Annotated in this window: 11 protein-coding genes; 8 read left to right on the forward strand and 3 right to left on the reverse strand. The window is 51.4% G+C overall.

The window, feature by feature from the left end; genetic code table 11:
* Window positions 1–12 precede the first annotated feature (12 nt).
* The 7 genes from sppA to ACO0LN_RS29410 all read left to right on the forward strand — a co-directional run bounded on the left by sppA (window position 13) and on the right by ACO0LN_RS29410 (window position 7,789).
* Entirely contained in the window at window positions 13–1,869 is a 1,857-nt protein-coding gene (gene sppA / locus ACO0LN_RS29380; RefSeq protein WP_422980150.1) for a signal peptide peptidase SppA, read from the forward strand.
* 214 nt (window positions 1,870–2,083) lie between these two features.
* Window positions 2,084–3,904: a CIA30 family protein gene (locus tag ACO0LN_RS29385; protein WP_422980152.1), complete on the forward strand. Its 1,821-nt coding sequence runs from the start codon at window positions 2,084–2,086 to the stop codon at window positions 3,902–3,904.
* 42 nt (window positions 3,905–3,946) lie between these two features.
* Window positions 3,947–5,056 (forward strand): sensor histidine kinase, encoded by a 1,110-nt coding sequence (locus ACO0LN_RS29390; protein WP_422980154.1) that lies wholly within the window; start codon window positions 3,947–3,949, stop codon window positions 5,054–5,056.
* The gene (locus ACO0LN_RS29395; RefSeq protein WP_162040449.1) at window positions 5,053–5,658 is read left to right on the forward strand and encodes a response regulator transcription factor; all 606 of its coding nucleotides are present in this window, start codon (window positions 5,053–5,055) and stop codon (window positions 5,656–5,658) included. Before ACO0LN_RS29390 ends, ACO0LN_RS29395 begins: the two co-directional genes overlap by 4 nt.
* Window positions 5,659–5,818: 160 nt before the next feature.
* Window positions 5,819–6,325: a hypothetical protein gene (locus ACO0LN_RS29400; RefSeq protein ID WP_422980156.1), complete on the forward strand. Its 507-nt coding sequence runs from the start codon at window positions 5,819–5,821 to the stop codon at window positions 6,323–6,325.
* Window positions 6,326–6,383: 58 nt separating this feature from the next.
* The gene (locus tag ACO0LN_RS29405; RefSeq protein ID WP_422980158.1) at window positions 6,384–7,262 is read left to right on the forward strand and encodes a helix-turn-helix domain-containing protein; all 879 of its coding nucleotides are present in this window, start codon (window positions 6,384–6,386) and stop codon (window positions 7,260–7,262) included.
* Between the two features lie 47 nt (window positions 7,263–7,309).
* Window positions 7,310–7,789 (forward strand): NuoB/complex I 20 kDa subunit family protein, encoded by a 480-nt coding sequence (locus ACO0LN_RS29410; protein ID WP_422980160.1) that lies wholly within the window; start codon window positions 7,310–7,312, stop codon window positions 7,787–7,789.
* 113 nt (window positions 7,790–7,902) lie between these two features.
* Here ACO0LN_RS29410 and ACO0LN_RS29415 read toward each other — a convergent pair whose 3' ends face one another.
* The 3 genes from ACO0LN_RS29415 to ACO0LN_RS29425 form a co-directional block, all read right to left on the reverse strand.
* On the reverse strand, window positions 7,903–9,207 hold the full coding sequence (locus ACO0LN_RS29415; protein WP_422980162.1) for an alpha/beta hydrolase family protein: 1,305 nt from the start codon (window positions 9,205–9,207) through the stop codon (window positions 7,903–7,905).
* A gap of 206 nt (window positions 9,208–9,413) precedes the next feature.
* A complete protein-coding gene (locus tag ACO0LN_RS29420; protein ID WP_422980164.1) occupies window positions 9,414–10,271 on the reverse strand; it encodes an SDR family oxidoreductase in 858 nt (285 codons plus the stop codon).
* A 48-nt stretch (window positions 10,272–10,319) separates the two neighbouring features.
* Entirely contained in the window at window positions 10,320–10,853 is a 534-nt protein-coding gene (locus ACO0LN_RS29425; protein WP_422980166.1) for a nuclear transport factor 2 family protein, read from the reverse strand.
* A gap of 85 nt (window positions 10,854–10,938) precedes the next feature.
* Here ACO0LN_RS29425 and ACO0LN_RS29430 point away from each other — a divergent pair, with 85 nt between their 5' ends.
* The gene (locus ACO0LN_RS29430) at window positions 10,939–11,358 is read left to right on the forward strand and encodes a winged helix-turn-helix transcriptional regulator (protein ID WP_422980168.1); all 420 of its coding nucleotides are present in this window, start codon (window positions 10,939–10,941) and stop codon (window positions 11,356–11,358) included.
* Window positions 11,359–11,528 lie beyond the last annotated feature (170 nt).

Here is an 11,528-nt window from a genome sequence, read left to right on the forward strand (position 1 = left end):
TAGGAAATTTTTATGGCTTTCACACCGCTACGCTGGGCAGGAAAAGGATTCAAATATCTCTGGAATGCGCTGGATTTCAGCCGCAGGGTATTTTTCAACCTGCTGATCCTGGCTATTCTGATCATGATCATCGTTAACATTCTCAGTAGCGGGGTAAAAAAAATAGAAAGCAAAACTGCCCTGGTGCTGAATCTGAAAGGCACGCTGGTCGAACAGCATGACAGCAGCCCACGTGAAGCACTGCTGGCGGAAGCCAGGGGCGACACCAAGAGAACCACGCAATTGCGCGATGTGCTGGCGGTGCTGGACCAGGCTGGCAAAGACCCGCAAATCAGCAGTGCAGTCTTGTTGCTGGATGAAATGGGTGGAGCGGGTCTTGCCACCCTTCGCGAAGTGGCAACTGCGATTGACCGCTTCAAGGCCAGTGGCAAAACTGTCGTTGCCTGGGGTTCCAGCTTTGACCAGCGCCAGTACTATCTGGCCTCTCATGCGAATGAAGTCTATTTGCACCCTATGGGTACTGTGATGATTACCGGCTTTGGCAAATACCGCAATTATTATCGCGATGTGCTCGACAAAGTGGGTGTCACGGTGAATGTGCTCAAGGCTGGTAACTTCAAGAGCTTTGGTGAACCTTATGTCGCCAACGGCCCATCCAAAGAAGCGGCAGAAGCCGAGGCTTATTTATACAATGGCCTGTGGAAAACCTATACCACCGACGTAGAAAAAGCCCGCAAACTGCCAGCAGGCGACATCATGCGCGGCATCAATGACCTCGGTAAATTGCTGACCGATGCTGGTGGCGACCTCGCCAAACTGGCGATCAATACCAAGCTCGTCGATGGTTTGAAAACCCGCGATGAACTGCGTGAACTGATGCTCAAGCGCGGTGTCAGGGACGAACAGATCAAAACCTTCCGTCAAATTTCTTTTGACGATTACCTGGCCAGGGTCAAGACCAAGGCATTTGGTGATGCCGTCGGTGTCATTGTCGCTGCTGGTGAAATCAGCGAAGGAAGCGCGCCTCCAGGTTCCATCGGTGGTTTATCGACGTCACAAATGATACGTAAAGCCAGGGAAGATGACAGCATCAAAGCTGTTGTGCTGCGGGTAGATTCTCCTGGCGGCAGTGCCTTTGGTTCTGAACTGATACGTCGCGAACTGGAACTGACGCGCAAGGCAGGCAAACCCGTCGTGGTATCCATGGGCGACGTTGCGGCATCCGGCGGCTACTGGATTTCGATGGCAGCTGACGAAGTGATTGCAAATGAAGCCACGATTACAGGCTCCATCGGTGTAATCGCGATTTTGCCATCTGCTGACAAGGCGGCTGACAAACTAGGGGTACACACTGCGGGTTCACCAACCACCTGGCTGGCCGATCCTTTCAATCCCCTGCGTCCATTCAACGCACGTTTTGCCCAAGTCTTACAGGCCAGCATAGATCACACTTATGCTGAGTTCACCTCCAAGGCGGCAGCAGCACGTAAGACCACGCCAGAGAAAATCAATGAAGTTGCCCAGGGCCGCGTCTGGACTGGTATACAAGCCAAAGAAAGAGGCTTGGTTGATACCATAGGCAGTTTTGGTGACGCACTGAAATCGGCATCCACCCGTGCCAAACTAGGGTCAGACTATCGCATCAGCTATATAGAACGGGAACCTTCCAAGATAGACCGCCTGCTTAGTATTTTTGACGCCAAGATAGCCAAGGTATTGCAGGACAACTTCAAGCTTGCTGCGGTCCCTACAGGTTTGCCGCCAGCGGCTGCAAGCCAGGTGCTGAATGACCTGAGCTGGCTGGCAGAAGTCAATAAAGAAGGCAAAGGTTTCACAGCATTGACACATTGCCTGTGCACATCACCTTAGTCCCAACTGGACAAAGAGAACAAAATCCCGCATTTTGCGGGATTTTTTTTGTCCACAAAATTGCAGGGTTCAGAGATCAGGAACCAAAGTTCAAAGATAATCAAGATGACAAAGAGCGATATGACAAATGTCATCTCAAACTGATGGCATTTGCCTCTGTCGCAACTGTGCTTGGCAGGGCAAAATAAAAACATCACTAACAAGGAGACATTCAATGCATAAAACCACTCTCGCCCTGGCACTGGCCGTTTGCGCTGGCACTATTCATTCCCCCGCAACTGCTGCGAGTTTTTTGATTGAACATGTGCGCGTGTTTGATGGCCAGAAAATACAGACTGATAAAAATGTACTCATCGTCGATGGAAAAATCCAGGATAGCAATTTCACCGGCAAGCCTGCCGCTGATACCACCATCGTCAATGGCAAGGGCCGCACCTTGTTGCCAGGTCTGATTGATGCCCATGTACATGCATTCCAGGATCAGGAACTGCCACTCCTGTATGGCGTAACCACACAGATCGACATGTTCAGCAATGTCGAGATGCTCAAGTCCATCAATGAAAAAATGCGCAAGGGCGAGAACCACGACCGTGCCGACATCATCTCTGCCGGCACACTTGCCACAGCACCCGGTGGCCATGGCACAGAATATGGTATGCCCATCCCTACCCTGACCAAGCCTGAAGAAGCACAGGCATGGGTGGATGCCCGTATCGCCGAAGGCTCGCACTTTATCAAGATCGTCATAGAGCATGGCAGTGAAAAACATACCTTCAACAGCCTGGACAATGCTACCGTCAAGGCACTGGTCAAAGCGGCACACTTGCGCAACAAGCTCGCTGTTGTCCATATAGGTACCCTGAAAGAGGCACAGGATGCGCTGGATGCCGGTGCAGATGGCCTCGTGCATCTGTTCACCGACAGGCAAATCAGTGAGCAGGATTTGCGTGCACTCGTCAACAGCGCAAAAAGCAAACATGCTTTCGTCATACCGACTTTTGCAGTGCTGGAGAGTATCGCTGGCCTGAAAGAACAGGACGTATTGTCTGATAAACGCATGACTGGCCTGCTCAGCAAATCGCAAATGCAGCCGCTGAATACACCATATGGCCACAAACCTGATGCTGATTTGCTCAAAGCCCCAAGAAAGGTAACAGCGGCCATGCATGCCGCAGGCATTCCTGTGCTGGCCGGTACCGATGCTGGCAATTCCGGCACCCAATACGGTATCAGCCTGCATCATGAACTTGCTGCACTGGTCGAGGCAGGCCTGAGCCCAATGGCAGCACTGGCGTCAGCCACGTCGGTGCCAGCCACCGCCTTCAGGCTGAAAGACCGGGGCCGTATTGCCAAGGGTTACAAAGCTGATCTCTTGCTGGTTGAAGGCGAGCCGGACAAGGATATTCTCAATACACGCAATATTGTCGATGTATGGAAAGATGGTGAAAGGGTCACCGCACAACGTGAGCAAAAACTGCAGGAAGTCAGCAAACAAAGCATGCAAAAAAACCTGCTGGTAGCAATTCCTGCAGATGGACGCATAAGCCTGTTTGGCAAAAACAAGCTGGCCAGTCCTTTTGGCTCAGGCTGGTATCCATCCAATGATGCCCCCATGGGTGGCAAATCCACAGTCACCCTGAAAGTCCTCGAGTCTGGCAAGGATGGCGATGTTCCTGAACATGCGCTCTCGGTCGCTGGCAGTATCAACCCTGGTTTTACTTATCCCTGGGCTGGTCTGGCTTTCTTTCCCGGCAATAAGCCTATGGAAGCAGTCAATCTCGGCAACGCCAACACCTTGAAATTCCGTGTCAAGGGTGATGGCAAAGACTATAGCGTAGGCATCAGCATGCAAGGCAGCTTTATTCCTGTCTCAGTCAGTTTCAAAACCACGGCAGACTGGCAGGAAATCTCTATCCCCTTCACTAAATTCAAGGGTATGGACCCCAGCATCATCACTATCCTCGCCTTCAATGCCGGGCCGCAAACTGGTGAATATCATTTTGAAATTGCCGACATCCGTCTTTTGAAGGAATAATGCTGCATTCTCGTTTCAACACCCTGGGGTAAAGCCTTAACCATGCCAATCTTATCAATTCTCTCTTTCCCCTGGGTGCCAGTGCGTTATGGCAAGGCTCCCTACTTCTGGCTGCTCTCTTTTGCCATTTTTGGCTGGAAGTATTTATATATTGCACCCACCGCTAAGGAAATCGCTTTACTGGCACTGAGCCTGCTGTTATTCCTGCCAGTTTACTTGTATAGCTTCTGGTGCTCAGGCTGGCGAATTTATGCATGTATCATATTTATATGTGCCCAGGGCATCATGTGGGCAAATTATAACTATGGTGGCTCCACTTTTTGCATATTTGCGGCTACCATCTGCTCACGTTTGCCGGATACCCGCAAGGCTTACCTGACCTTATTCTCCATCGGCATCGTGATAGTCAGTGCCAGCCTGCTGATGCATCTGGATTCTTATTTCTGGGTACCGGCGCTGATCTTCAGCATCCCCAGCGGGGCTGGCGCCATCATCAGTGAACGTCTTGGCCGCAGCAATGAAAACCTGCTCAAGAAGCAAGAAGAAGTCGAATACCTGGCAGCCCTTGCCGAGCGTGAACGCATAGCCAGGGACTTGCACGATTTACTTGGTCATACCCTGTCAGTGATTACCCTGAAAGCAGAACTCGCAGGCAAACTTCTGGACAGAAATCCCGAGGCCTGCAAAAAAGAGATCAATGACATAGAGCACACCGCCCGGCAGGCATTGGCAGAAGTGCGGGCCGCTGTCATCGGCTATCGCGCCACCGGCCTGGGGCATGAACTGCAGTCTGCGAAAAAAACCCTGGCTGCGGCTGAAGTGACCCTGCTCAGCGAGATTGAGCAATTCACCATACCCTCGGCACAAGAAAACGTATTGGCGCTGGCATTGCGTGAAGCTATCACAAATATCATACGGCATGCCCATGCCAGCCAATGCCACATCAGGCTTTACCAGCAAGATGCGCATGTAGTCTTGAAAATCAGCGACAATGGCGTCGCTGGAAAAACTGGTGCAGTACGCAAAGGTAGTGGTTTGAACGGTATGAGTGAACGTGTACTGGCCCTGGGTGGAAGCCTGCAAGTACAGGTAGCACCAGACGCCACAGGCTTGCACCTGGAATTATCTTTGCCCTTGAAAGAAAAGACATGATACGTATCATCATCGCCGAAGATCAGGCCCTGGTATCTGGCGCATTGGCCGCCCTGCTTGGCCTGGAAGACGATCTGGAAGTCATTGCGCTGGCAAAAAACGGCCAGGAAGCCTTGGCCTTGTGCGAAAAAGAACAGCCAGACATACTCGTTACCGATATAGAGATGCCACTCATGACAGGGCTGGAACTGGCAGCAGCAATTGCAGAGAAAAAGCTCAACAGCAAAGTCATCGTGCTGACCACCTTTGCCCGCAGCGGCTACCTGCGCCGCGCCATGGCCAGCGGCGTACGCGGTTACATGCTCAAAGATGCGCCTGCTGATACGCTGGCAGCAGCCATACGCACTGTGCATGGCGGTGGCCGCGCTATCGCGCCGGAGCTGGCGATGGAGAGCTGGGGCGGCGAACAAGACCCGCTGAGCGAGCGTGAACGCCAGGTTTTACGACTGGCCGGGTCAGGCTCCAGCAGTACAGAAATTGCCAGGATCATGCATTTATCAGAAGGCACGGTACGCAATTATCTCTCTGAAGCAATCAGTAAACTGCATGCAAAAAACCGTGTGGATGCCTATCGCCTGGCAAGAGATCAAGGCTGGTTGTAAAGTCACAGGCAGCCTATAATTGGAAGGACAAAATGCAGGACTAAAAAGGATGAAGACAATGAGGAAAGTAATTATTTTTTGGGTATGTAGCCTTCCCCTGCTTTCCTATGCTCAGCAATCCTCGCTTGAAGCGCGGTCTGACAAACTGCGCGAAGCCGCCATGAGTGCATTTGAAAAGAATCATGATCAGAAAAAAGCATTGCAACTGAATGCCGCCGCACTCAAGCTCAGCCGGTATTTACCAGCGAGCAGTTGGCGCACAGTAGAAAATTATGATGATGCCGGTTTGTATTATTACGAGAGTAATAAATGGAAGGCATCAGCACAACACCAGGCAATTGCAGTCTTGCTGGCTTGCGGCATGGAAGAAAGCAAGAGCATGTTCCCGGTGTATGTAAAACGCCTGGGATTTGCATTTTCCAAATACCGCCCGGGCGAAGATTTTGCACCCATCGCGGCCAATCCACTGTTGTTACTGAAAGATATCCCGCTGAATCTGCGTGCCTATGGCGACTTGAGAAGACGCTATTTCAAGACCATCAAACTCAAGCCAGATGCGCAGACTTCAACTATCACTTATCTCTACAAAATAAAACCTGAGACACTGCCAGCCACATGCTACCTGCCAACAGACCAGGCCCAGGAGCAAGCAGTCAGGCGCGAATAAGCTGTTTGCAAACGGGCTACAATAGCGCCAATTCTTCCGCAATCAGAGTTAGCCTAAATTGCAAGATTACTTATCCCATGTCAGCCTCGCCCCACATCCCCTGCTGGCGGATGTCTGCATGCATTTTCTGGTCAAGGACATTCCCGACTGTTGGTACACCGTACCTGCCAGCCCTCTACCTATGTTGCTTGTGGTCACGCATGGCGCAGTTGAAATGGAAAACGGGCAAGCATTGCCTCCCCTGACTGTCGTAGGCCCCAGCCGTCATCGCTACCGTGGCAAGGCTCAACCCGGCTCAAGATTCATTTCAGCCGCGTTCCGCCCTGGCAAGCTCAGCGCTATTCTTGGCTATCCGGTGGATAAATTCAGTGATGCTGTCATTGATCTCGCCGATGTGCTGCCACTATCCAGTTGTCATGAATTCCAGGACAAACTGCATGCTGCCTGCGACACTGCAGCCAAAGTAGAAGTGGTGCAAGACATGTTGCTACGTTGGCGTTTGCTGGAAAAACCACGCATCGCCCCGCTGGCGATGCCACCTCACTGGATCAGCAAGCCGGGCGATGAGCTGGCTGACCAGCTCGGTCTCGGTACCAGGCAATTCGAGCGGCGTTTCCTGGCCAGCTTTGGCCTGAGTTTGCGCAGCTACAGGCAACACCTGCGTTATGGCGCGTCACTTATGCAAGTCATGCTGGGCAGTTTGCCAGCCCCTACCTGGGCTGAATGTGCCATCAGCTTTGGTTATGCTGACCAGGCGCACATGAACCGTGACTTTGCCCGCTTTACCGGCCATACTCCAGCCCAGCTCATGCGTGGAATTGCAGCTCAAGACCCTGCGCTCTGGGCCTTCCGTTTCAATGAAACTGACGTGGGAAAGATGTTTATCCCATTAGATGAAATCGATGTCGTTTCGGTTCAAGACCAGCTTATCACCTGAATCCATAATCGGGGTTTCTCATACAAGGCAAGCAGGGAACCCCCATCATGGAAGAGCAAACAGGTTTGTTTCAGGATTCATACATCCTCACCAACGTCAACGATCTGATGAACAAGGTACAGAGTAACAGCATGTGGTACCTGTCCTTTGGCCTTGCTTGCTGCGCAGTCGAAATGATGCAGGCTGCCAGTGCACGGTATGATATGGACCGCTTTGGTTTCATGCCCCGCGCCAGCCCACGCCATGCAGATTTGATGATCGTTGCCGGCACCCTCACCAATAAAATGGCCCCGGCCTTGCGCAAGGTGTATGACCAGATGGCAGAGCCACGCTATGTGATTTCCATGGGCTCTTGCGCCAACGGTGGCGGTTACTATCACTACTCTTATTCTGTCGTGCGTGGCTGTGATCGCATCGTGCCAGTCGATATCTATATCCCAGGTTGCCCACCTACTGCAGAAGCGCTGATTTATGGCTTGCTGCAGTTACAGAACAAGATCAAGCGCAACAATAGCTTTGCCCGTTAGTAGTTAATAGTTAGTAAGTAGTAAGTAGAGGCAATGGCAGTCTGAACTCCTTGCGCAGATATTGCCATTATCAGCTCCTTGACAGAGATACAGGGAAGCATATCCATGACCATTTATCTGCGATATGCCTTTCCATAGTTGCCGTCAAGATTGCCTTTTACCCAGTCCGCCATCAGATCATAAAAACCTGGCGCAATGCGTGTCTGCTTGCGCGTGCCATCTTTTGCTTCTGTATATTCCCACATGCCATGACCAGTATCGGGGAAGCGGTAAATCGTGATATTACTGCCCTGACGGCGAAGATTCGAGAGCCGTTCCAAACTCACCGCACCCGGAGCCTGGCGGTCTTCATCCGCGAATACCCACATCTGCGGCACATCAACTTTGCTCAAGACCTGCATGGGATCAAGCGACCAGTCAATATTCAGCTTGTCGAAGCTTGGCACGCCATTACGGCGCAAATCATCTACCGACATGCTCAGGAACACGCCCGAGTATCCTCCCTTTATACTTGTGAACCAGGCTTCTTTGCCAAACTGCTTCTGGATATCAGCAAGCTCATCAAATCCTTCTTTCAAATCAGATTTTGCTATTTTTGCCGTCACATCTGTCACCTTGCTGGCTTTGGCAAGTATGTCGTCGCCATAACCGTGATCGCGTAATTCCTTGCTGACCTGCTCCGCATCCTGCCCGGGAATATCAACCGCCAGGCCAAAGCCGATCCCAAGAAACTCTGCCCTGGCCCGCGCTGCAGCGAGTGGCACTATCCACCCACCCTGGCTCAAGCCTATGAGACCAAAACGACCGTAGCGCCCGGCTGCCAGTCGTTTGGCTTCGTGCGAAGCTGCCACCAGGTCATCGGCCAGGAGGGGGAAGTTTTGGGTATATTCTCCTTGCGAAAGTCCGGTGCCGCGTTTGTCATACACAAAGACCGAAATACCCCGTCCGAGCATTTGATAAGGGTCACCTGCACGGTCTATCCAGCCAGTGCCTTCTGAGCCATGTGCATAGACGACCAGGGGTGTATTTTTCGCGGCACCGGGCGGTTCCATAACTTCCATCAAGCGACCTGCGAGCACGACACCACCAGATTCAAATCGCGTGTTCCACTCGGAAATGGCCAGCTTGTTCCAGACCTCCTCTCCTCGAACCAGAACTGCATTCTTTCCACATATCAGCGTAGTCCCGGAGTCCAGAGTATTGCCAAGCATCCCGTTGCTGAAGATGTAGTTAAATCCTTTGTCTGCCTTGGTCACGACAACAAATGTCTGTTTGTCTTTTTTAAAAATACCTGTCTCACAAGGGGCCGATATAAAAGAGCTGGACTTAAATACATCAGGCACAGTAACAGCCTGTGCAAACAGGATGGGACATGCTAGCGTGCATGCAGCAAACACGGTGGGCGATAATATTTTCACGCATTTCTCCGGTAGGAATCAATGCTGTGGATGCTATGCGGTATTGTCGTTGCCAGCTCTTGCAATCCGATGAATGCAGGATTTCGATGACTAAAACCCTGATCAAAGGCTTTGGAATAAAGATTACATAAAAAAAACCAGTAAAACTGCGGGCAGCAGCTTTACTGGCTTGGTTCGGCTTAATTTGGCCTATGATGACAAGTCGCTTACACCGTTGCCAAATGCGCTTGCAGCACAGAACGCAAAGTCGCCGTTGGCCGCTGTATCAGTTTGGCCAACTGACCACTGCCATCATACAAGCCACCTTGTGCTGCGCCTGTATCGGATTGTGCCAGGATATGGGCAAAACCTTCTGGTAAACCAAATGAGACGAGCAAGTCCTTGTATTCAGCCTCCGCATAGTTCACGTAAGCGACAGGCTTGCCTGACAGTTCAGCCAGGGTCGCAGCCAGTTCTGCGAGAGTGAATGCCTGGTCACCGGCCAGTTCATAGATCTTGCCGCCCTGATCACTGCCTGTCAGCACCGCTGCCGCGGCTACCGCAAAGTCAGCACGCGATGCAGCCGAGAATTTGCCCTCACCTGCTGCCCCAAATACCTTGCCAGTTTGTAGCGCAGTGCCCACTGCAGAGAAATAGTTTTCTATATACCAGGCATTGCGCAAGAAGACGAAAGGCAGGCCGCTGTCGCGTATCAGTTTTTCCGTCGCTATATGTTCCTGGGCCAGTAATAGGGGTGAAGTATCTGCGTGCAGGATGCTGGTGTAGGCCATTAATTCCACGCCTGCATTCTTTGCGGCCTGCACCACATTGTTGTGCTGTTCCAGTCTTTGCCCAATTTCGCTGGAGGATACCAGCAAGACTTTTTTCACTCCCTGCAAGGCAGTAGTCAAAGTCTCTGGCTGGCTGTAATCACCCTGGCGAACCTGCACACCACTGGCGCTCAAATCCTCTGCCTTGCTGATATCCCTGACGATGGCAACGATCTGATTAGCCGGGACTGTGCCCAACAAAGCCTGTATCACCAGACGTCCCAATTGCCCATTTGCACCTGTCACTGCGATCATATTTATTTCTCCTGTTATGTAAAATTCGTCAACGCTCATCAAAATTCATCAATTTTTAAGTGCAGAATCCCAGTGTTCATCTGCCCTTCCATCCACTATCCGCCAGGTATCAAACCAGGTGGTGGTGTATAAAAGCTGTCCGGTGGTCTTGTCCCTGACTGGCAAGGGATACATGACTGTTACCAGGTCACCTTCGGCGATGACGGCAACTACGGGTTTCGTCATCTTTTCCGGTATCGGTGTAGCCTGGACTTTTCTGACCTCGACAAAATACTTGACCACGCCATCCAGGCCCGATGCTGCGTTCGGGTTATGCTGCAGATAGCGTCTGGACAAATACTTGCCTGCCATTTCCCAATGGCCCGCCTCCAGCAAGTCTTTCACGATGTGATAGACCAGCTGCTTGTTGGCATGCAGCTTTGGATCACTGCTGGTGAACAGCAGGTCAGGATTTTCAGCCCCGGTAACTGGCTCCTGCGCATGGCTGGCCGACGGCAGAGCCATCAGCAAGGCGGACAAGGTGAGCGCAGACATGGCCCCCAGGCCCAGGTTTTTCTTGTAGCGATATATCTGTTTTTTCATGACAAAGTCTCTCCTGATTTCGACGTAAAGCCGATAAGGTATATAATAGAGACTATGTCTAAAATTTGTAAGGAGGCAGCTTTTCGTGACAAGGTTACCTGAAGTGAACCCAGCCAACCGCGTAGGGATGGCATCTGATTTTGATACTGCTATGTGCCCGGTCAGGAATGTGCTCGACCATATCAGCACCAAATGGACACCGCTGATCTTGCTGACACTGCAAGCGGGCCCTTTGCGCTTTAGTCAGCTACATAAGCAAGTGCCTGACATTTCCAAGCGCATGCTGACCCAGTCATTACGCGATCTGGAAAGAGATGGTTTATTGAGCCGTAAAGTGTTCCCGACCAAACCGCCCAGTGTGGAATATGAATTGACCCCGCTAGGTATCTCGGTCATGTTGCCTTTGGGCGCCCTGGTAGAGTGGGCGGACAAGAATTTTGAAAAAATTAAATTATCGAGGCAGGCGTTTGATCAGGGTTTTGATCAGGATAATGAAGCTGCGTAAAACCTGCGTTTTGTTAGTCGTAAAGTGCCTGATGTCGGCGCTGGAGCCTGTAAATAAAAGTGTGTAAGTAATTCTGGCCAATGAACCTCCTATAATGAGGAATTGCCAAAATGACGACAAACGCAATGGAAAGAAGCAAACTGCAGGCGCTGGCCAAAGAGCTGGCGAAA

Origin of the sequence: Undibacterium sp. TC9W (genome assembly GCF_049339865.1) — a bacterium.
Lineage (GTDB): Bacteria > Pseudomonadota > Gammaproteobacteria > Burkholderiales > Burkholderiaceae_D > Undibacterium.

Excerpts from the sequence above, each read along its gene's own strand:
- ACO0LN_RS29395 (WP_162040449.1), top strand. The coding sequence starts at position 5,053 with ATGATACGTATCATCATCGCCGAAGATCAGGCCCTGGTATCTGGCGCA.
- ACO0LN_RS29420 (WP_422980164.1), bottom strand. The coding sequence starts at position 10,271 with ATGATCGCAGTGACAGGTGCAAATGGGCAATTGGGACGTCTGGTGATA.
- ACO0LN_RS29410 (WP_422980160.1), top strand. The coding sequence starts at position 7,310 with ATGGAAGAGCAAACAGGTTTGTTTCAGGATTCATACATCCTCACCAAC.
- ACO0LN_RS29425 (WP_422980166.1), bottom strand. The coding sequence starts at position 10,853 with ATGAAAAAACAGATATATCGCTACAAGAAAAACCTGGGCCTGGGGGCC.
- ACO0LN_RS29385 (WP_422980152.1), top strand. The coding sequence starts at position 2,084 with ATGCATAAAACCACTCTCGCCCTGGCACTGGCCGTTTGCGCTGGCACT.
- ACO0LN_RS29400 (WP_422980156.1), top strand. The coding sequence starts at position 5,819 with ATGAGTGCATTTGAAAAGAATCATGATCAGAAAAAAGCATTGCAACTG.
- sppA (WP_422980150.1), top strand. The coding sequence starts at position 13 with ATGGCTTTCACACCGCTACGCTGGGCAGGAAAAGGATTCAAATATCTC.
- ACO0LN_RS29390 (WP_422980154.1), top strand. The coding sequence starts at position 3,947 with ATGCCAATCTTATCAATTCTCTCTTTCCCCTGGGTGCCAGTGCGTTAT.